Origin of the sequence: Rhizobium sp. NLR22b (assembly GCF_019685295.1) — a bacterium.
Lineage (GTDB): Bacteria > Pseudomonadota > Alphaproteobacteria > Rhizobiales > Rhizobiaceae > Rhizobium.
In genome coordinates, this window is record NZ_JABDWM010000030.1 from 1 (window position 1) to 18,897 (window position 18,897).

The window sequence follows — 18,897 nt, forward strand, 5'->3', positions numbered from 1 at the left end:
AGCTGCAGGAACGTCTTGCCAAGCTCGCCGGCGGTGTTGCCGTCATCCGCGTCGGCGGCTCGACGGAAGTCGAGGTGAAGGAGAAGAAGGATCGCGTCGACGACGCGCTGCATGCAACACGCGCGGCAGTCGAGGAAGGCATCCTGCCCGGTGGAGGTGTGGCGCTGCTGCGCGCGGTCAAGGCGCTCGACAATTTGAAGACTGCCAATGACGACCAGCGGGTCGGCGTTGAAATCGTGCGCCGGGCGATCGAAGCCCCGGTTCGCCAGATCGCCGAAAACGCCGGCGCCGAAGGCTCCATCATCGTCGGTAAGCTGCGTGAAAAGAGCGAATTTTCCTATGGCTGGAACGCCCAGACCGGTGAATATGGCGATCTCTACGCGCAGGGCGTCATCGATCCGGCCAAGGTCGTTCGCACCGCACTTCAGGATGCAGCTTCGGTTGCCGGCCTGCTGGTGACGACGGAAGCGATGATCGCCGAAAAGCCGAAGAAGGAAGCTGCTCCGGCCATGCCCGCCGGCGCCGGCATGGACTTCTGAGCGATCGCTCGGCCCGCTCTGCCCTCGGGGCGGGCCGTGCTACGCACTACCGAATGAAACAAGTTCCATCGGTCGACATCAATGGAGCCAAGCTATGAGAAAGGAAAACATCAGCAATTCCATACAGCAGAATGCCGTGGCAGCTATCAGTGCGGCGCATCTGCTTCATCCGGCGAAGCATTTCGGTCACCCGCGTGACGTGCTTGCCGCCGCCGAGATCGACAACGACGAGAAGCGGGCAATTCTCGCTTCATGGGCATCCGATATCTTCGCAGTCGAATCCGTACCAGCCCTCCGCCTTTACCCTGGGGCCGAAAGAGCTGTATCCTATGACGAGATCCTTGAAGCGCTGAAGGCTTTGGATAATGGCGATCGCCCATCCGCGAGGCAGGATACGTCCGCTTCCCTGAGTTCCCACAGGACCCGTCGTCGAAAACCACCCACCCCCCGATTTCCCGGCCTTTGCTTGTGCAGCTATTGGAAAGGAGGACGGCGCCGACCGCTGTTCGAAACCTGACTCTCCGTCTGGCCTGCCGTGTGCCTCTCGAAGACGCAGGCATGATTTTTGCCGACGGCTCTTTGCTCAACTGAGGAGTTTTGCCGATGAAGATCGCTCAGATTGCACCGCTCGCCGAGAGCGTTCCCCCAAAGCTGTACGGCGGGACGGAGCGGATCGTTTCCTACCTTACTGAAGAACTCGTGGCAAAGGGACATGAGGTCACGCTCTTTGCCAGCGGCGATTCCGTCACACGGGCGACACTCGTGTCGTGTGCGGACGTCGCCTTGCGGCTCAACCCTGCGGTCAGGGACCATCTACCGCATCAGGTCGTGATGCTCGAGGAGATCCGTAGGCGGGCGCATGAGTTCGACGTGCTGCATTTCCACATCGACCTGCTGCATTTCCCGCTGATCCGCGATTTCGCCGATCGCACCGTGACCACGCTGCACGGGCGGCTCGACTTGCCGGATCTCAAGCCGTTCTACGCCGCTTTCCCCGATATTCCATTGGTGTCGATCTCCAATGATCAGCGTCACCCGATGCCACCAGTCGACTGGCGCGGGACGGTCTATCATGGTCTCCCGGCCGATCTTCTTCCATTCACGGAGAACCCTAGGGGTAACTACCTGGCCTTCCTTGGTCGGATCTCTCCGGAAAAGCGCCCCGACCGAGCCATTCAGATCGCGGCAAAAGTCGGCATGCCTCTGAAGATCGCCGCCAAGATCGATAATGCCGACAAGGTCTATTGGGAAACCGTCATCGAGCCGATCGTTAAGAGCCATCCGCATGTAGAATTTATCGGCGAGATCGACGAACGTGAGAAAGCTGACTTCCTCGGAAATGCAGGCGCTCTGCTCTTCCCGATCGACTGGCCGGAGCCCTTCGGGCTGGTGATGATCGAGGCCATGGCCTGCGGCACGCCGGTCATCGCTTTCGGCTGTGGCTCGGTTCCCGAGGTCATTGACAATGGCATCTCCGGCATCCTGGTCGACAGCGTCACCGAGGCGGCCGAAAATGTCGAATGGGCGCTGCGCCTCGATCGGCGCAAGGTGCGGGCCGCGTTTGAAAAGCGCTTCACCGCACAGCGAATGGCGTGCGACTATCTCGACATCTATCGCAACCTGCCGGGCGTTCGCATCAAAGCCGCGCCCCTCCGCCGGTCGAATGGTCAAGCGCTCGACCTGCAGGCTGTCGCCTGAGGCAAGGAGGAGGAGACCATGTCGAACGTATCTGCGGACAGCAACCCCGCCACAGCATCGTCAGGCGTGGTGGCGCCCGTCGCTCAGTTCTTCATTCCGGCCGCCGCGTCGCTGCAGGAGCGCCGGCCGCGTACATTGAAGCACGGCGATACTTTCGCCGTCTTCGACCATAATGGCGATGCTCTTTCCGGTCCCGGCAGCCCGGAAGGCCTTTTTCACCGGGACACTCGTCATCTCTCGCATCTTTACCTGACGATCAACGAACAGCGGCCGATGCTGCTGTCGTCGACGCTGCGGGACGACAATGCGACGCTGACCTGCGATCTCACCAATCCTGATCAGTTCGATGAGAAAGGAAGGCTGGTTCTGGGCCATGACGTGATTCATCTGCGCAGATCGCGCTTTCTCTGGAATGCCAGTTGTTATGAACGGCTGGCTGTGAGGAATTATGACGAGCGGCGGCAACAAGTTCGCATTCAGATCTCGTTCGGGGCCGATTTCGCCGATCTTTTTGAAGTCCGCGGCACCGCAAGGGCAAGGCGAGGGCGCCATCTTCCCGCCGTCGTAGAACAGGATTGGATCCTGCTTTCCTATATCGGCCTGGACGGTCGCAAGCGGTCGACGCGCCTTTCCTTCATGCCGGAACCGGCCGAGGTTCGTAGCGATCTCGTCACTTATGACCTCCATCTGGAGCCGCACGAGACCAAATCGCTCTTCATCCAGATCGCCTGCGACCATACCTCCGCCGATCGACTGAGCCGTCTTTCCTTCTTCCTTACCTTGCGGGATGCCCGCCGCGCGTTGCGTGCCTCCTCCTCGCGCGCGGCGTCGGTCACAACCTCCAACGAGATCTTCAACGAAGTCGCGCGACGCAGCGCCTCCGATCTTTACATGCTGATCACCGACAAGCCGGAAGGCCCCTATCCCTATGCTGGTATTCCCTGGTTCAGCACTGTTTTCGGCCGCGACGCCCTGATCACGGCGCTTCAGACGCTTTGGCTCGATCCGGAGATCGCCCGCGGGGTTCTCGGTCATCTTGCAGCCAATCAGGCGACGGACGTCGATCCTGCTTCAGACGCCGAGCCGGGCAAGATCCTGCACGAAGTGCGTTGCGGCGAAATGGCCGAACTCGGCGAGGTTCCATTCCGGCGTTACTACGGCAGCATCGACTCGACGCCGCTCTTCGTGATGCTGGCCGGCGACTATCTCAAACGAACCGGTGATCTTGCGACCATCGACCGTATCCTGCCGCATGTCGAAGCGGCACTGACCTGGATCGACGAACATGGGGATCGCGATGGAGACGGCTTCGTCGAATACGGGCGGCTGACGGAAGAAGGACTGATCAATCAGGCGTGGAAGGATAGCAACGACTCGGTCTTCCATGCCGATGGCACATTGGCCCGAGGCCCGATCGCGATCGCCGAAGTCCAGGCCTATGTCTACGGCGCTTGGCAAAGTGCTGCCGAAATCTTCCGGTGGAGGGGCAAGCCGGAACGCGCGGCGAGCTTTCTCGCGCGCGCGGAGGGACTGCGCCGCGCCTTCGACATGAGCTTCTTCGATGAGGAACTCGGCACCTATGTGTTGGCTCTCGACGGGGATAAACGGCCTTGCCGGGTCCGATCCTCCAATGCCGGCCACGCTCTGTTCACCGGTATTGCTTATCCCGAACGGGTCGCACAGGTGACCCGCACCCTTATGAATGCGTCGTCCTTCTGTGGCTGGGGCATCCGGACGATTCCCTCGACCGAAGCACGTTACAATCCTATGAGCTACCACAATGGCTCGATCTGGCCACATGACAATGCCATGATCGCCAGTGGTCTTGCCCGCTATGGCTATCGCGCCGAAGCCGCGCGAATCTTCGAGGGGCTGTTTGCCGCTGCGACCTATATCGACCTGCGGCGGCTTCCCGAACTGCTCTGCGGCCTGCCGCGTCAGCGCGCACGCGGACCGACCTCTTATCCGGTTGCCTGCTCGCCGCAAGCATGGGCAGCAGCAGCCCCTTTGTCGCTGCTGCAATCCTGCCTCGGTCTCGACTTCGATCCGAATAGTTTGCAGATCAGCTTCAGCGTGCCGCGGCTTCCTTCTTTCCTCGATGAGGTGATCTTACAGCGCCTGCTGATCGGCAATTGCTCGGCTGACGTGGCCATCCGCCGGTCGAGACACCAGGTCGTGGTCGATGTCATCAATCGACAGGGCAATGTCAGCGTGCTCACCACGGCCTGATGAAGGACCGTGCAGGAAAGACGGGTCGACCGCCTTTTCTAATCCGGTTCCTCTTCGTCCGACCTCAGCAGGTCAACAAGCGCAGCAACCCTGCCGGTCGGTAGATGCCGCCCTTCACCCACCAGGGCCTCGTCATTGTTGGCCCATGCAAACGCCTCGACAAGCTCGGTTTGGGTTGCACCTGTCGCGATGATCTCGGCCACAAGCGTTTTGTCTGCAGGTCCAAGGACGGCGACGACGTCGTGTGAAGTCATTGTCATAACCATTGCTCCTCGCTCAAGCTCCAAAACATATGGTGGCGTCTTCGAAAAGATCAATTTTTCTCGTAAAGAAATTCGATCCCCTTGAAACTGTAAGACACTGAATTATATCAGTATTGTCGATCGCCCAATAGGGATCGGCAGAAAGTCCAGGAGACGCCGGTCGCTCTTGGCGTCTCCTTGTGTCCATGTTGCTTGCAAGGAGGATATGGCTATGAGGACAAACCTCGATTTCTCTCCCCTGTTCCGGTCGAGCATCGGCTTCGAGCGAATGTTGAACGCGCTTGAGGCTGCAGGCCGCGCCGAGACAATCGACAACTGGCCGCCTTACGATATCGTCAAGGCTGGTGAGAACGACTACCGCATTGCCATGGCAGTGGCGGGCTTTTCGCAGGACGAGCTGGCAATCACGCAAGAGCAGAACATGCTCATGGTATCGGGGCAGAGGGCAGAGAGCGAAGATGTTCAATACCTGCATCGCGGAATTGCCGGACGCTCGTTCCAGCGCCGGTTCGAACTGGCCGATCATGTGAAGGTTGTCGACGCCGGTCTTGCCAACGGTCTGCTGACCATCGATCTCAAGCACGAAATTCCTGAAGAGATGAAGCCGCGCCAAATCGAGATCGGAACTGGTCACGTAATGCCGAAGGCCGAGACGAAGCAGATCGAGGGCGAGACACAGGCGGCCTGAGCGTGGCGCCAGACGCCGTCTGGCGCCCATGAACCATCAGAAAGGAGTAGAGCCATGAGTGTTCGTGATTTGATTCCCTGGGGCCGCAACAACGGCAATCAGATGCCGAGTCTCCTTCGCGACGACGACCGCGATCCTTTCCTGTCGCTCCACCGCGAGGTCAACCGGCTGTTCGACGACGTTTTCCGCGGTTTCGGTTCCAGCTTGCCGTCACTTCGCGGCGCCAGCGGCTTTGGTGCCGGCTGGCCGAGCGTGGAGATCTCAGACACCGACAAGGACATCAAGGTGACGGCCGAAATACCCGGCCTTGAGGAAAAGGACATCGAGGTCTTACTCAATGACGGCGTACTGACCCTGAAGGGTGAGAAGCGTTCGGAAACGGAAGACAAGGAGAAGCAGTTCTCGGAGCGCTACTATGGCCGCTTCGAGCGACGCATCCCGCTCGGCACCGAGGTCAAGGAGGACCAGGTCGACGCCACCTTCAAGAACGGCATCCTCACCGTCACTTTGCCCAAGACCGAAAAGGCGCAGTCACAGGTCAAGCGCATCGCCATCAGAAGCTGACGAGCGCGGCGGCCGACACCTGGCCGGCCGCCGCTCATCCTTCACCAGTTTGGGAAGGATAAACGATGAAGATTATCGGACGTACACACCGCGAAAACACAGCACCGATCTCCCGCTTCCGCGCCTCGAACGACGATCGGCGCAGCCGTCTTCCTTTCACAGTTCCGCAGTTCCAAGAGAACAGCGTCGCCCGCATCTCATTTCTGGCTTCCCACTACACCGTGACCGAGTTTTGCGGCGACGGCGATTCAAGCGCCGTCGCCGCAACCGTCTTCTGCCCGCAGGAGGCGGCCATTGATGATGCAACCAACTAAGAAGGAGAAATGATCGATGCTGAAGTCTCTGTCTTCCAACAACCGGACGGCTTTCGATATCGTCAATATCGTTGCCGGTCTTGGCCTCTTCATCTCGCCCTGGCTGTTCGGTTTCTCCGCTGAGACCTATGCCGCCTGGAATGCATGGATCGTTGGCGCGGCCATCACCCTGATCGCCGTTGCCGCTCTCTATGCTTTCTATGAGGCCGAGGAATGGTGCAACCTGGTCCTCGGGCTATGGGCTGTGATCGCTCCTTGGCTCCTCGGCTTTTCAGCCGTGGCAGCGGCCATGTGGGCGCATGTGATTGTCGGTCTGGTCGTCGCTGCCCTCGCAGCGGGCAGCATCTGGTTCAGTCATAACCATCCGTTGTCGACCGCATGACTGAATGCGAACGGGCTCGGGCGTCCGGGCCCGTTCGCCTTACCACTCCGCCCGCCGCCCCTGGAGGAGAGGCTTGGCGGCCGATCAGACTGGTTGACGACCGCGACGCGGTGATCGCCATCGATGGGTGCGCGGCTCTCCGTGCAAGGGCGGCGGATCGACGATCATTGGTTCAGCGCTATTCGGGCTCGAACACCATGGCATGGCCATTGATGCAGTAACGCAGACCGGTTGGCGGCGGGCCGTCGGGGAAGACATGGCCGAGATGGGCGTCGCAGGTGCCGCAGCGGATTTCGGTGCGCACCATGCCGTAGCTGGTGTCGCGATGCTCGGTCACCGCATCGGGAGAGACCGCTTCGAAATAGCTCGGCCAGCCGCAGCCGGCGTCGAATTTCGTGTCGGAGCGGAAAAGCGGGGCGTTGCAGCCGACGCAGCGGTAAAGCCCCGTCTCGAAGGAATCCCAGTAAGGGCCCGTGAAGGCGCGTTCGGTGCCGTGCTGGCGGGTGATGCGGTATTGCTCGGGCGTGAGCTGCTCTTTCCATTCGGCGTCTGATTTATGGATCTTGGCGGTGGTTGCAGTTTCGGACATGACGTGCTCCTTTCGCCGAAGGGCGGTTCCGTTTCGCCAGAAATGTGGTGCGCCGTCTTTGTTTCATCAAGCCTCCGGCGCCGGGCCGCGGGAATCGCGGCATGCAGCTATCAGGAAAGACGTCCGCTTTTACATCTATTAAGGGTTTTCTGTTAGGGTTAATGTTACGTGCATTGAGGAGCCATTGGTGTTTGAAGCCGCAATCGTCCTGCTCTACGGCCTCGTGGCCGTGACCGCCATGGCGGTCACGCTGCTGGAGGGCTGGGCCAATCACGCCGGTTTGACGTTTCATCGTCTCGCCGGACTTGTCGCCTGCCTGCTCTGGCCGCTGACGCTTCTGCTCTTCGTCCTGCACGGCTCGGTCGTCCGGCTGCTGACGCGTCTCTCCCGCTCGCTGGCCTGATCACGGCAACTCTCTGAGCCCGGCAATTGGCGTCTTAACCTGTTTTACGCCGAACTTATGCACAGGAAGCTGTGAGTAAAGCTTGGCCTAAAGTCCTATAATTCTTCATCAGCCATTTTTTCTCAAGAAAAACCACAAATAATAATTGGCCTTTCGGCCAAACGATGGTATTTGAAAATGCAAGTAGAATTCTGATTGTGAATTACAATCCTACTGCTTCCAAGTCCCTCAGTTTTGATTTTTCAATGTCTAACTGGGGCCATCGCCTGGAGCAAGACGGTAGTGGTTTTCGGTCAGGCAGTATAAGAACAGGTCTCGGACTTCGGAATCTAGGGGTGGATTTCACGTTTTTCGAAACAGAAGATTGCTTCCTGTGCTTTTGCTGTTCGCTTCTACGAGGCGGGTCTTTGGCGTGACAGTCAAAGATCGTTTGAGCATGCTAACAGGAGAAAAAATATGACGGATATGGCGACCGGCAATGGGCCGGAGCTGCTTGTGGAACTGACGGCCGACATCGTCGCGGCTTATGTCAGCAACCATGTTGTCCCGGTCAGCGACCTGGCAAATCTGATTTCCGACGTGCATTCGGCACTTAGCAACACATCCGTACCGCAGCCCGCTGCGGCTGTCGTCGAAAAGCAGAAGCCAGCAGTCTCTGTCCGCAAGTCCGTACAGGACGAGCAGATTACGTGCCTGGAATGCGGCGGCAACTTCAAGTCCCTCAAGCGTCACCTCATGACGCATCACAGTCTCTCGCCGGAAGAATACCGTGAGAAATGGGACCTGCCGACCGACTACCCGATGGTAGCGCCCGCTTATGCCGAAGCGCGTTCGCGCCTGGCGAAGGAGATGGGCTTGGGTCAGCGCCGCAAGCGCGGCCGCGGCTGAGCTTTTCCGCTGTCAATGACAAAAGCCGGGTCTTGTGCCCGGCTTTTCTGTCTGTACCGCAAACCTGAAACCGAAAACCGGAAGCCGTTTCCGGGCGCTATCCTGGTCCGGCCCGTTAAATGAAAGCAAGATTCAGACTTTAGTCCGAACGACCCCAGAGTTCATCCTGTTCCGGATGAGGATAATAATCTCCCCGACTATTCCGCCGCTATCGCAAGTCATGCACGGGGCAGACGGGATATTATCAGGGAACCTATCTTACGCTTTGGAGCGCGACGTAGAATGTATTCCTATACTATAAGAAAGTGTTAATATAGTCGGTTGGCCGTTTCCGCAAATGCGCAATCCGCCGCGCTCGCCGACCGAATCAATGACGTTCACGCCGCGGCGCGGACTATCGCCTCTTCCCGGATTCGCTTCACCATCGAGCGCAGCCCGTTCGAGCGCTGCGACGACAGGTTCTCCACCAGACCGATCTTCGAGAAGATCTCGAAGGCATCAAGCGCAGCGATTTCGGAAGCCCGCTTACCGGAATAGGTGGCAAGCACGATGGCGACGAGGCCGCGCACGATATGCGCGTCGGAATCGCCCTCGAAACTCATGATTGGGTTTTCCGGATCGCCCGACGTATGCGTCACCAGCCACACCTGGCTGGCGCAGCCCATCACCTTGTTCTCCGAGGTGCGTTTTTCCTCGGCGAGCTCGGGCAGCGCCTTGCCGAGTTCGATGACATAGCGGTAGCGGTCTTCCCAATCGTCCAGGAAGGCGAAGTCATCGATGATCTGGTCGAGGGATGCCATAAAAAGCCTTTCACCTTTTTGCATGCTGGCAAAACGACACGGCAATTTTGCGTCCGGACATGCTCTAGGACTGCATATAGGTGATAGACCGACAGATTTGAACCGCTAAAGCGCGCAGTCTTTCTGATGCGGCGCTTCAGCTTTTGTTTTTACGCATGTCGTTATCGAAATCCACCGCACATTCTTGTGCGACATGCTCTGAAAAGAAACGCCGTGAGGGATGGGCATCCTCACGGCGCAGCAATCTGCTGAATTAAACAGGGCAGGCACGTCAGGCATGGGGCATTTCCGCGTCATGCGGACCACCGATGCAAGCTCTAAAGCATGTCGCGCAAAAGTGTGCAGCGGTTTTGCGTGAACGACATGCGGAAAACCAAGGGCCTAAAGCGCGGCAGGCGAATCTCAAAGATCGCACCGCGCTTTAGAATTCCAGTGTGACGCAGTCCCGCGTCCGAACGTTGCTTATGTGCGGCGGGCCGGTTGCCCGCGCAATTTCGTCAGATCGCCGGCTTCGGCGTCGGCAGCGGGATCGCGCCGGTTACCACCGTCTCGGCTTCATCGTCGACCGGCGGTCGGTAAGGCATCGGCTGGTTGAGCGCAGCCTTTGCCTCGCGCACCTTCTCCTGGACGGAAGGGGAGGCAAGCGAGGGCATGGCGGGCGCTGTCCGGTTTGCCGGCTCGGCAAGCCTTGCGGGCGTCGTCGGTTCGTCGGTGAATTGGCTGTCGAGAAGTTCGTAAGCGACACGGGCGCCCTCACGGGCCCGGTAGCCGAGCGCCGTCAGGGTCTCGGCGCCTTTGGCGCAGACATCCGGCTTTTCCGAGCACATGCCGGTGAGATAGTCATAGGCGCCGCTCGCCGCCGTAAACGCGTCTGAGAGCTGCAATTGTGGGCCGCCGGCAAGCTTGTCGGATCCCTCCGTGCTGAAGACGGAAAGAAGCACGAGCACTAGGCCAAACCAGAAGGATCCTTTGATCAGAAACCACATTGTCGTTGCCCATCCTGTTTTCCCGTCCGGTTCTTATCGCCGAATCAGGCCGGTTGTCCGGTGTGCTCTCACCCTATCGGCAAGTTGCGAATGCCGCTTTTCAAAACTCGCGCGCATTTGCGGCAAATTTAACTCAAATTTTAGCGAAGCGCATTTGAGCGGCATTTAAGTCAAATGCGAGCGATTGTTGTTAAGCATCAGGGCAGCACCTGCCTGCAATTGCAGGGCTTTTGCCGGCTCGCCTTGCCACAGGAGTTAACGCAGTGCTGAAATATGAAGGAAATCCGCCGCTTACCGGCCATTAACCACAAGAAGCGAAGGAGCTCTCGGATGCTTCAAAACGGGAATTTCTGCTCTTTCTGGCTGTGAACAGCGCCTTTGCCTTATCCTTTCCTTAAGTCGCGGGGGCCTATTGTCCGGATCGACAGACAGCCTCTTTGGGCGGGTATTGCGTGCGAGTATTGAGTGACATTGGCGGCTGGGCGACGGCCCTCGTAGACCGGGCGGCGACAAGCTGGCTTTCCCGGACGGGTGGCGGCGAAGCCGTGCGCCAGCGCGAGCTTGCGATTCTGCGGCGCCTCGTGCTGCTCTCCTCGGCCGCTCTCGTCGCCGCGCCTGTCGGGCTTTCGGCGGTCACCAGCCCCGCCGTCGCACTGCCGGCCGGCGTCGCCATGGTCTGCGCCGCCTTTCTCTTTTCCGCCGTCGGCAGCATTGCACTTGCCCGCCAGGGCTCGTCGGCCGGCATTGCCACACAGTCGGCCGAGGACTTCTTCCTCGACGTCACCCCCGGCCTCGTCTTTTTCCTGGATCCGCACGGCAGCGTCGCCACCATAGGCGGCCGCGACCGGCGCGATTTCCTTGCCTGGATGCGCGATCCGAAGGGCAGGGGCTTCCTGGAGCAGGTGCATGTCTCCGACCGCATCCTGTTCCTGCAGGCGCTCGATGAGCTCAGGCGCGGCGAAGATGCCGCAAGCGTCGATCTGCGCCTCGACCGGCCTTCGGTCTCGCGCGATCAGCGCCAGTTCGCCTATCTGAGAATGGACATGACGGCTCGCCGTGATGCCGATGGCGAGCTTGCCGCCGTCATCGCCCAATTGCGCGATGTCTCCGTCGAGCAGCAGCTGCGGGCCGAAGCCCAGAACCGTGCGGCCGACGCCGAATCGGCAAACGACGCCAAGTCGCGCTTCCTCGCCGCGGTCAGCCACGAGCTGCGCACGCCGCTGAACGCCATTCTCGGCTTCTCCGATATTCTGATCGGCGAATATTTCGGCAAGTTCGAAAATGACCGCCAGCGCGAATATGTCGGTCTCGTCCGCGAGTCCGGCGCGCATCTGCTCTCGGTCGTCAATACCATGCTCGACATGAGCAAGATTGAAGCCGGCCGCTACGAACTGATTCTGGATGCCTTCGATATTTCAAGCTCCGTCAGATCCTGCGAATCGATGCTGGCATTGCAGGCCAAGACCAAGGGCGTCACGCTGACGAGCCGGATTCAGCGTGGGCTTGGCGAGATCGTCGCCGATCAGCGCGCCATCCAGCAGATCCTCATCAATCTCGTCGGCAACGCCGTGAAATTCACCGAAGCCGGCGGCGTCGTCTCGGTCGATGCGGCGGCGCGTGACGGCATCCTGAAGCTGACGGTCAGCGATACCGGCATCGGCATTGCCGCCGATAAGCTGGCGATGCTCGGCCAGCCTTTTGTCCAGATCCAGAACGATTACACCCGCCGCTTCGAGGGCAGCGGTCTCGGCCTCTCGCTGGTCAAGGGGCTGGTGGCGCTGCATGGCGGGAATTTTGCCATTGCCAGCCAGCCGGGCGAAGGTACGATCATCACCGTCGAGATTGCGGTGGATGGCTCGGGCGCCCGGCGCGCCGAACACGCCGGTCATGGCGCGACCGTCGAATTTCCGCCGCGGCTGAAGGACGCGGTCGGTACCGGAGCAGAACTGGAAGAGGGGCTTTTCGATGGCCGCGCGCAAGCGAAAATCGCCTAAGGGAAAGAAGCGACGGCAGCAGCCGGGCCTTGTCGTGTCCGGTGCGGCCGCTCTCGGCGGCCTCGGCCTGCAGGGCGCATCCGCGCTGGGTGGTCTCGGGCTGCAGGGGGCGTCCGCGCTCGGCGGCGTCATTGGCCGCAATCCGTCGGTCGCCGGCGGCATGATCGCCTTCTTCGTCATCTTCTCCTTCGTTGCGGCCAATGCCCTCTGGTATCAGCCTGGCCTGCATCCGCACCCGATTTTCCGCACCCGCGACCCGCAGTCCCCAAACGTGCTCGGCGCGCGCCGTCCGGCCGACGAACAACCGGCTGACGTCACCACCTTCCGGATCGAACGGCCGGAGGATGCCGCCACCACCAGCGGGACGCCGGTGCCGGCCGCACCCGCTCAGCAGCCGAGCGAGCTGGTCATGGACATCCAGCAGCAGCTGGTGCGCCGCGGCCTCTATAACGGCATCGCTGACGGCATCATCGGCCCCCGCACCAGTGCCGCCATCCTGTTCTTCCAGGAGACCGTCGGCATGGCCCAGACCGGGGAAGCGACGCCGGAGGTGCTGGCCGCGCTGAAGACCGACGCTGCCGGCCCCTCGACCGTGCCCGTGGAAAAACCGCGTGAGGATGTCACCTCGAAGGCGGCGGCGGAGGACCCGGTCGCTGCTGCGATCCGCAGCGCCGAAAAGACCGTCAAGACGGCTCCGTCAGCCGCAAAGCAGCTTCCATCGAGCGAGCTTGCCACCGTCGACCTGGTGCTGAAGATCCAGAAGGGCCTTTCCAATATGGCCTATGCCAACGTTGGCGTCGACGGTGTGGCCGGCGAGCAGACTCGCGCCGCCATCCGCCACTTCCAGAAGCACTACAACCTCCCCGAAAACGGCGAGCCGAACGAGGCGGTGCTGAAGAAGTTGAAGGAAATCGGTGCGATCTAAGGCGTTCGCGCCATAGTACAACCTAAGTCTAAGACCCCAGCTTCGTTTGCAACTTGTTAACCATGTTGTCCGAAGCTTTGCCAATTGCGGCGGGGGAATGTCGGTCATGCATGCGCTGAAGGCGATAGACGATCTGACCGGAGAACCGACGGTCGAAGCGGAAAGCCCTGATCGCGAGGGATTGCGCCACATCCTGCAGCGCCTTGCCGAAGAAGCCTCCACCCTTGGCATCGATCTCGTCGATATTGCCGGCGCCATCCAGGACATGGCGGCGATGTCGGCGCGCCACGCCTCCGCCTTCGATCATGTCACCAGCACCGCACTTTCGATTGCCGAGACCAATCGCTCGGTAGCCCTGTCGCTGCGCGAGACCGACCGCACGGCGGCCGAAGCCCGCCAGATGCTGAAGGAGTCGGCCGACCGCATGTCCGGTTCCGTTGCCGAGATCGGCCATATGGTTCAGTCCTCCAACGTCATCGGTGCTGAAATCGCCAGCTTCTCGAAATCGCTTGCCGATGTCGACAAGATTGCCGAGGAGATCAGCACCATAGCCCGCCAGACCAACCTCCTGGCGCTGAACGCCGCGATCGAGGCGGCGCGCGCCGGCGATGCGGGCAAGGGTTTTGCCGTCGTCGCCGCCGAAGTGCGCGCTCTTTCGCTGCAGACTTCGAAGGCGACGGGCTCCATTCAGGACACGCTGGATGGGCTTCGGGTGAAGATCGACCGGCTGTCGGCGGTCGGCGGCGATGCCCGCGACAGTGCCGCCGGCGTGCGCGACAAGTCGGAGGCGATGCGCGGCGCCTTCGAAAGCATGGAACATGTCATCACCCGCATTCTCGACAGTTCGACCGTCATGGCCAACACCACCGAGGCGGTCGACCAACAATGCGCCGGTTTCGTCCAGAAGCTCGGCGAAATGTCCGGCGAGATCGCCGGTTCGAATGTCAGGCTGCAGCAGGCGGCAAAGCGCGTCGACAGCGTCGTCGGCCTCTCGGAAACGCTGATTCAGCTGACGGCGAGCGCCGGCGTCAAGACCGCCGACAGCCGTTGGATCGAGGAAGCACAATCCGTGGCAAGGCAGATATCAGGCGTTTTCGAACGCGCCGTCGCCGACGGTCAGATCGGTTTCGACGCCCTCTTCGACCGGCGCTACCGGCCGATGGCTGGCACCGATCCGGTTCAGATGATGGCTGCCTTCACCGAACTCACCGACCGTCTGCTGCCGCCGATCCAGGAGCCCGTCGTCGCCCTGGACGAGCGCGTCGCCTTCTGCGCGGCGGTCGACGAAAACGGTTATCTGCCGACTCATAACCGGAAGTTCTCGCAGCCGCAGCGGCCGGGCGACATCGTCTGGAACACCGCCAACTGCCGCAACCGCCGCATCTTCGCCGATCGCGTCGGCCTTGCCGCCGGCCGCAGCACCGCACCTTTCCTCGTCCAGACCTACCGGCGCGACATGGGCGGCGGCAATTTCGTGATGATGAAGGATATCTCCGCGCCGATCACCGTCAGGGGCCGCCATTGGGGCGGCTTGCGGTTGGCGGTCAAGGTCTGACGCATCCGCCAAAGCTCGGTTGCGGATTGCCGGCCCCGGCGCGCCGGTCTTAGAGGTTTTCCGGGTTAGATTGAAGCATTCTGCCGGAGCAGGTTTTCGTCAGGGCAAAGGCGATTGGCGACGGGCATACCCCAGGTACGTCCGAGCCGATCGCCTTTGATCCTGGCGGAAACATGCCCGGCCCACCGGCCGCACCGCTTCGCAGTGGCGAAGCGACAAGTGGGTCCGGCGATTCCAAAGTCTTGCAGTTTTGCCAGGCAAATCTGCGGGATGTTGGCTGAAACGGGCCGGCTGCTCGACCGGCCGGCTTGGCCGCAGAGTTGGGCTACGACGCACGCCGGCCGGTCGACCATCCTCTCCGTTTGAGCCAACAGAATGCTTCAATCTAACTCGGAAAGGCTCTATACCGCCCCGATGAGATTACGCGCCGACATCTTCGTTTCCTCGCTTCTGCGCCGCGTCTTCGCAAGCGGCGATTTCGCCGCTGTGGAGAAGAAGGGCGCGGAGGAGGCGGGCGCGATCTTCATCCGCCAACACTTTCGCGATGGTCTGGAAACGCTCTATGCGCCGGCGCCGCAGACCGCCTTCGGCGAAGACGAGATCCGCGACCGGCTGTTCGAAGTCCGCCTCGCGCGCAGCGAGCCGCAAGCGGTGCGGGCGATGCTGGATCGCGAACGCCGCTTCGACCCCGATCTCTGGATCGTCGAGCTGGAGGCGGAGGAATTGGGGGACATAATCCCGCTGGCGGGGGATCGCTGAGAGTCAGGTCTTCTTCAACTCAACGCGACCGCCGCCCCAGCGCGCGTATGTCGCGCTGCACCGGCGCCTGGCGGGCGAAGCGGTGGGTTTCGGTTTCCCGAGATGTGCGCGAATCGGTGGTCTCGGCCTTGTAGGTGTAGCGATCGGCGCGCCGCCAGGCCTCCACCCTTTCGTGGCATTCTTCCGGATCGAGCGCATCGAGCACCATCCAGCCGCGCGTCACATTATGCTGTTGTTCGGCAAGATGCGGATAGAATCGTTCCAGCACGAAGACAGCGTCGAGAAAGCCCATGCCGAGGCTCGTCAGCGTCGTGGCGAGCTGCTGGCCGGAGAGGTCGAGCATGATGCGTTCGGCAAGCCAGCGGCTGGCGGAAAGCGCATCGGCGAGTGCGGTGGCGAAATGCGTCGCCTCGTGCGAGCGGGCGAAGCGCACCAGCAGCGCCTCCTGAATGTCGGTGAGGGTGCGCAGGCCGAGCCTGTCTTGATCGTCGCGGCCGAGATGGCCGGCAAGATCGAGGATGCGACCGCGCAAGGCCTCTTCATTGGCGACCCGCTGTTCCTCCAGCGCTTCGGCCTCGTTGCTCTCCACCTGGACTGGCGAAAGCGGGACGGCCAGCGCTTCCGTGATCGGCGCCGAAGCGGTGGCGGAGCGCGGCTGGGTCTGGCGCAGCGCCACCAGCGCGTCGATGACCTTCGGTGAGAGCGAATCGCGGCTGACGATCGCCTTGACATGCGCCGCACCCTGCATGCGGGCGATGGTGATCAGCGTGTCGTCGGCAACGGCCTTCGAGGCGATAAGGAAAGGCGCGGCGATTTCGATCGGCTGATTGCCGATGAACAGCGCCACGGCTGCCGGCATGGTCTCGCATTGGGAAAGGGCGGCGACTGCCTGGCGCTTGGCTTCGTCGGAGGAAGCTTGGAACAGCGGTGTGAAAAGCTCGGCGAATTGGCGCAGTTCGGATCGTGTCGGATGAGACAGGCTCTCGAAACTGCTCACAGTCGCCATCAACACCACGTCCTTTTTCCTGACGGCCAACGGGCCCTCTAGGTCTCGAAACCGGTCACGCACAAGCACACCCTGAAAACGCAGAACCAAGGGAAACCATGGGGCCGATAGCGCTGGCGGGGACGCCTCTCGGACCACACGGATATGAACAAATCCTACACTTGTACGGTTAATGGATGCTGAAGATTTTATTAAAATGATACAGAAATATACCCGAGGAACCTGCGAATAATGGTTAGCCGGCAATGGAAAGGCTATGGGCTCCGAAAGGGCGCTGCGGCGGCAAGCAAACCGGTCCTCCTCCTGATCGGGTCCGGCGATGCGCCATCGCTTGCAGCAGTTATCACCATGCCGCAACGAGAAAGCCGCTTCGCGGACGGCGGGAATTGCAATCGGCGCGCCTCTAAAACGAGTGGGCACCCAGGATAAACCGAAGCCCGCGCTGATCTGCCACAACAAATATTTCTGTGCCGCATATTTGCAACAGCGGCTCTGGATAGATCGCTGTATCGTCGTCAACTATATGAATTTCTTGTAATTTTATATTGCTCGCTGCCTTCCGGTCTTTCAGCGGGGCATGAAACCAAATCGACTCCTCAAGCGTTGAAGAGGAAGTTACGGAAACTGTGTTTGGCATCCGCTGAATATTAGTAAACTGTTAACTGTCATGTGTCTCAATTCGGACAGGAACGACGCGATTTGAGTATTTGGATCGTCGAAACTCCGCATCACGGTATTTCAATCAGGTGCCGTGGGAAAGGCGCGAATGCCCTCGGTCCGGCCATGCCGGCACCGCAGGACGCGCCGGCTCGCAGAGTGGCGGGCAGGGTGAAATCCATCGCAAGTTCATCCGTCTCGGGCAGTGCATGGAGACGAGAATGGCAATAGTAGTCGCATTGGCGGATCGGCGGCCGCGGGCGCCGCGTCGCCTGGACAAGGAACCGCGCGAAGCCAAGATTCTCTGGTTCACGGGGGTCCGCTATGAGCGGCTCGCCGAGAGCCCTAGACATGGTCCGGCGCCCGCGCCGCGCGCCAGAAAGAAGTAAGCGCCTCTTCAACCCCGAAGCGTGATGCCGAATTGAGAACAGACATTCCGCTTAATTGCCGGGGGTGAATTGCTCACAGCCCGCTTCCGTCAGGAAGTTGCGTGCTGCTTCATCGAAGCTTGCCTGCGGTGCCAGCGTCCGTAGCACGGCATAACCATCCGGCCTCGCCATTTCCACCAGGATCGCTTGGTCCAGTTCCTGCGGCAGGTTCTTGCGCAGGTCCGTCAACTGGATCGGGCCGCCCGCCAGAACGTCGAGCGCGCCGCCCACCGAGGTCCGGTCGTTCATGCTGAACACCTCGTTGGAGGCGCTGTCGTAGATCGCGATCGACCAGAAGGGGACGTTGCCCTTGGCGGTGAAATGCACCGGCGCATCCTCGACGTCGAAGGAGCAGACGGCGGTCCGCAGGAAGGGGTCGCCATTGGCGAGACCAGCCTCGTCGTACTGCTCGCCGAGCAGATAGAAATTGTTGAGATCGCCTTCCGCCGCCACGCGGGTCGCCGCATCCCTGCCGGTGAAATGCGGCAGGGACAGGATGATGACGAGATGCAGGAGCGCTGCGCCGAAAAGACCGGTCAGGACGGCGAAGAAGATCCTAAGCATTGCCGCATCCGGTCTTGGTGAGCTTCGGCATGGCGAGATCGATCACGCCGGAGCTGCCGGCGGTTGGCGTGTCGAACAGCGTCAGCACCAGCCGGAAAGTACCGGCCTGCGGCAAGGCCAGCCAGTTGCCCGGCTGAGCGGCGGCGGAGATCTCGATCGAAAAGCTGCTGTCGGGCTGGCGCAGCACCGTCCAGGAATTGAGCGCCGCCGGAAGCCCGGTCTTCACCGCCGCCGGATTGCCGCCATTGTCGGCGGTAAAGAGCGTCCAGAGCCGGGCGGGCGGCGTCTGCCCGCTGAGGCTGTAGCGGCAGCCGGCGTTCAGCCGTGCACCGTCGTCGTCGACGCTCGCCGTGAAGGTCAGCCCCTCGGCGCTGCCGTAGAGCAACTTGCCGGCGCGTGCCCGGTGCGATTTGGCGTAAGGATCGGCATCGACCGTCTGCAACGCCGGAAAGGCCTCCCAGGCGCCAAGCTTGATCGCCCCGAAACCCTGTGTCGCATCCAGCGCATAAAGCGAAATCATGATGCCGCCGCCGAAGGCGACGATCAGCGTGATCAGGATGAAAAGGGGGAATCGAAACACGTCATAACCTTGGAAACCGGGATGACAGGGTTAGCACTGATTCTGGCAGGGTGGAATGCCGCGCCATGACATGGACGTCGATCTGT

Annotated in this window: 22 protein-coding genes; 15 read left to right on the forward strand and 7 right to left on the reverse strand. The window is 60.9% G+C overall.

What is annotated here, in order from left to right:
- The 4 genes from HJC00_RS29995 to HJC00_RS30010 all read left to right on the forward strand — a co-directional run.
- The coding region (locus HJC00_RS29995) for a TCP-1/cpn60 chaperonin family protein (RefSeq protein WP_311044200.1) at nt 1–539 on the forward strand (539 nt) is incomplete at its 5' end.
- A gap of 94 nt (nt 540–633) precedes the next feature.
- A complete protein-coding gene (locus tag HJC00_RS30000; RefSeq protein ID WP_221165067.1) occupies nt 634–1,056 on the forward strand; it encodes a hypothetical protein in 423 nt (140 codons plus the stop codon).
- Nucleotides 1,057–1,142: 86 nt separating this feature from the next.
- Nucleotides 1,143–2,237: a glycosyltransferase family 4 protein gene (locus HJC00_RS30005; protein ID WP_210628607.1), complete on the forward strand. Its 1,095-nt coding sequence runs from the start codon at nt 1,143–1,145 to the stop codon at nt 2,235–2,237.
- A gap of 18 nt (nt 2,238–2,255) precedes the next feature.
- Nucleotides 2,256–4,466, forward strand: a complete 2,211-nt coding sequence (locus HJC00_RS30010) for an amylo-alpha-1,6-glucosidase (protein WP_221146869.1) — start codon at nt 2,256–2,258, stop codon at nt 4,464–4,466.
- Nucleotides 4,467–4,504: 38 nt separating this feature from the next.
- Here the strand turns inward: HJC00_RS30010 and HJC00_RS30015 are convergent, their stop codons facing one another.
- Nucleotides 4,505–4,726, reverse strand: a complete 222-nt coding sequence (locus HJC00_RS30015; RefSeq protein WP_210628605.1) for a hypothetical protein — start codon at nt 4,724–4,726, stop codon at nt 4,505–4,507.
- 214 nt (nt 4,727–4,940) lie between these two features.
- Here HJC00_RS30015 and HJC00_RS30020 point away from each other — a divergent pair, with 214 nt between their 5' ends.
- The 4 genes from HJC00_RS30020 to HJC00_RS30035 all read left to right on the forward strand — a co-directional run bounded on the left by HJC00_RS30020 (nt 4,941) and on the right by HJC00_RS30035 (nt 6,677).
- The gene (locus HJC00_RS30020; protein ID WP_210628604.1) at nt 4,941–5,417 is read left to right on the forward strand and encodes an Hsp20 family protein; all 477 of its coding nucleotides are present in this window, start codon (nt 4,941–4,943) and stop codon (nt 5,415–5,417) included.
- Between the two features lie 54 nt (nt 5,418–5,471).
- The gene (locus tag HJC00_RS30025; protein ID WP_210628603.1) at nt 5,472–5,981 is read left to right on the forward strand and encodes an Hsp20/alpha crystallin family protein; all 510 of its coding nucleotides are present in this window, start codon (nt 5,472–5,474) and stop codon (nt 5,979–5,981) included.
- A 65-nt stretch (nt 5,982–6,046) separates the two neighbouring features.
- Nucleotides 6,047–6,295 carry a hypothetical protein gene (locus tag HJC00_RS30030; protein ID WP_210628602.1) on the forward strand — a complete coding sequence of 83 codons (249 nt, stop codon included), beginning with the start codon at nt 6,047–6,049 and terminating at the stop codon, nt 6,293–6,295.
- Nucleotides 6,296–6,311: 16 nt separating this feature from the next.
- On the forward strand, nt 6,312–6,677 hold the full coding sequence (locus tag HJC00_RS30035; RefSeq protein WP_210628601.1) for an SPW repeat protein: 366 nt from the start codon (nt 6,312–6,314) through the stop codon (nt 6,675–6,677).
- Between the two features lie 178 nt (nt 6,678–6,855).
- Here HJC00_RS30035 and msrB read toward each other — a convergent pair whose 3' ends face one another.
- Entirely contained in the window at nt 6,856–7,266 is a 411-nt protein-coding gene (msrB, locus tag HJC00_RS30040) for a peptide-methionine (R)-S-oxide reductase MsrB (RefSeq protein WP_184458808.1), read from the reverse strand.
- 187 nt (nt 7,267–7,453) lie between these two features.
- Between msrB and HJC00_RS30045 the strand changes: the two genes are divergently transcribed.
- A complete protein-coding gene (locus tag HJC00_RS30045; RefSeq protein ID WP_210628599.1) occupies nt 7,454–7,669 on the forward strand; it encodes a hypothetical protein in 216 nt (71 codons plus the stop codon).
- A 456-nt stretch (nt 7,670–8,125) separates the two neighbouring features.
- Nucleotides 8,126–8,557 carry a MucR family transcriptional regulator gene (locus HJC00_RS30050; RefSeq protein ID WP_010060045.1) on the forward strand — a complete coding sequence of 144 codons (432 nt, stop codon included), beginning with the start codon at nt 8,126–8,128 and terminating at the stop codon, nt 8,555–8,557.
- 377 nt (nt 8,558–8,934) lie between these two features.
- On the opposite strand, the gene HJC00_RS30055 is transcribed toward HJC00_RS30050, so the two are convergent.
- The gene (locus HJC00_RS30055; protein WP_210628598.1) at nt 8,935–9,357 is read right to left on the reverse strand and encodes a SufE family protein; all 423 of its coding nucleotides are present in this window, start codon (nt 9,355–9,357) and stop codon (nt 8,935–8,937) included.
- 497 nt (nt 9,358–9,854) lie between these two features.
- Complete coding sequence (locus HJC00_RS30060; protein ID WP_221155551.1) at nt 9,855–10,343, reverse strand: DUF5330 domain-containing protein; 489 nt, start codon at nt 10,341–10,343, stop codon at nt 9,855–9,857.
- Between the two features lie 452 nt (nt 10,344–10,795).
- Between HJC00_RS30060 and HJC00_RS30065 the strand changes: the two genes are divergently transcribed.
- The 4 genes from HJC00_RS30065 to HJC00_RS30080 all read left to right on the forward strand — a co-directional run bounded on the left by HJC00_RS30065 (nt 10,796) and on the right by HJC00_RS30080 (nt 15,576).
- Complete coding sequence (locus tag HJC00_RS30065; protein WP_221122636.1) at nt 10,796–12,337, forward strand: HAMP domain-containing sensor histidine kinase; 1,542 nt, start codon at nt 10,796–10,798, stop codon at nt 12,335–12,337.
- A complete protein-coding gene (locus tag HJC00_RS30070) occupies nt 12,309–13,262 on the forward strand; it encodes a peptidoglycan-binding domain-containing protein (RefSeq protein ID WP_210628595.1) in 954 nt (317 codons plus the stop codon). Before HJC00_RS30065 ends, HJC00_RS30070 begins: the two co-directional genes overlap by 29 nt.
- 106 nt (nt 13,263–13,368) lie before the next feature.
- Nucleotides 13,369–14,817, forward strand: coding sequence for a methyl-accepting chemotaxis protein (locus tag HJC00_RS30075; RefSeq protein WP_221122646.1), 1,449 nt, complete (start codon nt 13,369–13,371; stop codon nt 14,815–14,817).
- A 414-nt stretch (nt 14,818–15,231) separates the two neighbouring features.
- Entirely contained in the window at nt 15,232–15,576 is a 345-nt protein-coding gene (locus tag HJC00_RS30080; protein WP_210631667.1) for a DUF1491 family protein, read from the forward strand.
- 19 nt (nt 15,577–15,595) lie between these two features.
- On the opposite strand, the gene HJC00_RS30085 is transcribed toward HJC00_RS30080, so the two are convergent.
- Complete coding sequence (locus HJC00_RS30085; protein WP_210628594.1) at nt 15,596–16,645, reverse strand: hypothetical protein; 1,050 nt, start codon at nt 16,643–16,645, stop codon at nt 15,596–15,598.
- 815 nt (nt 16,646–17,460) lie between these two features.
- Here HJC00_RS30085 and HJC00_RS30090 point away from each other — a divergent pair.
- A complete protein-coding gene (locus HJC00_RS30090; RefSeq protein WP_221122637.1) occupies nt 17,461–17,628 on the forward strand; it encodes a hypothetical protein in 168 nt (55 codons plus the stop codon).
- A 51-nt stretch (nt 17,629–17,679) separates the two neighbouring features.
- Here HJC00_RS30090 and HJC00_RS30095 read toward each other — a convergent pair whose 3' ends face one another.
- Both HJC00_RS30095 and HJC00_RS30100 read right to left on the reverse strand, forming a co-directional pair.
- Nucleotides 17,680–18,231, reverse strand: a complete 552-nt coding sequence (locus tag HJC00_RS30095) for a DUF1254 domain-containing protein (protein WP_210628592.1) — start codon at nt 18,229–18,231, stop codon at nt 17,680–17,682.
- Nucleotides 18,224–18,811: a DUF1214 domain-containing protein gene (locus HJC00_RS30100; protein ID WP_210628591.1), complete on the reverse strand. Its 588-nt coding sequence runs from the start codon at nt 18,809–18,811 to the stop codon at nt 18,224–18,226. Before HJC00_RS30100 ends, HJC00_RS30095 begins: the two co-directional genes overlap by 8 nt.
- Nucleotides 18,812–18,897 lie beyond the last annotated feature (86 nt).

Excerpts from the sequence above, each read along its gene's own strand:
- HJC00_RS30000 (WP_221165067.1), top strand. The coding sequence starts at position 634 with ATGAGAAAGGAAAACATCAGCAATTCCATACAGCAGAATGCCGTGGCA.
- HJC00_RS30005 (WP_210628607.1), top strand. The coding sequence starts at position 1,143 with ATGAAGATCGCTCAGATTGCACCGCTCGCCGAGAGCGTTCCCCCAAAG.
- HJC00_RS30010 (WP_221146869.1), top strand. The coding sequence starts at position 2,256 with ATGTCGAACGTATCTGCGGACAGCAACCCCGCCACAGCATCGTCAGGC.
- HJC00_RS30015 (WP_210628605.1), bottom strand. The coding sequence starts at position 4,726 with ATGACAATGACTTCACACGACGTCGTCGCCGTCCTTGGACCTGCAGAC.
- HJC00_RS30020 (WP_210628604.1), top strand. The coding sequence starts at position 4,941 with ATGAGGACAAACCTCGATTTCTCTCCCCTGTTCCGGTCGAGCATCGGC.
- HJC00_RS30025 (WP_210628603.1), top strand. The coding sequence starts at position 5,472 with ATGAGTGTTCGTGATTTGATTCCCTGGGGCCGCAACAACGGCAATCAG.
- HJC00_RS30030 (WP_210628602.1), top strand. The coding sequence starts at position 6,047 with ATGAAGATTATCGGACGTACACACCGCGAAAACACAGCACCGATCTCC.
- HJC00_RS30035 (WP_210628601.1), top strand. The coding sequence starts at position 6,312 with ATGCTGAAGTCTCTGTCTTCCAACAACCGGACGGCTTTCGATATCGTC.
- msrB (WP_184458808.1), bottom strand. The coding sequence starts at position 7,266 with ATGTCCGAAACTGCAACCACCGCCAAGATCCATAAATCAGACGCCGAA.
- HJC00_RS30050 (WP_010060045.1), top strand. The coding sequence starts at position 8,126 with ATGACGGATATGGCGACCGGCAATGGGCCGGAGCTGCTTGTGGAACTG.
- HJC00_RS30055 (WP_210628598.1), bottom strand. The coding sequence starts at position 9,357 with ATGGCATCCCTCGACCAGATCATCGATGACTTCGCCTTCCTGGACGAT.
- HJC00_RS30060 (WP_221155551.1), bottom strand. The coding sequence starts at position 10,343 with ATGTGGTTTCTGATCAAAGGATCCTTCTGGTTTGGCCTAGTGCTCGTG.
- HJC00_RS30070 (WP_210628595.1), top strand. The coding sequence starts at position 12,309 with ATGGCCGCGCGCAAGCGAAAATCGCCTAAGGGAAAGAAGCGACGGCAG.
- HJC00_RS30075 (WP_221122646.1), top strand. The coding sequence starts at position 13,369 with ATGCATGCGCTGAAGGCGATAGACGATCTGACCGGAGAACCGACGGTC.
- HJC00_RS30080 (WP_210631667.1), top strand. The coding sequence starts at position 15,232 with ATGAGATTACGCGCCGACATCTTCGTTTCCTCGCTTCTGCGCCGCGTC.
- HJC00_RS30090 (WP_221122637.1), top strand. The coding sequence starts at position 17,461 with ATGGCAATAGTAGTCGCATTGGCGGATCGGCGGCCGCGGGCGCCGCGT.
- HJC00_RS30095 (WP_210628592.1), bottom strand. The coding sequence starts at position 18,231 with ATGCTTAGGATCTTCTTCGCCGTCCTGACCGGTCTTTTCGGCGCAGCG.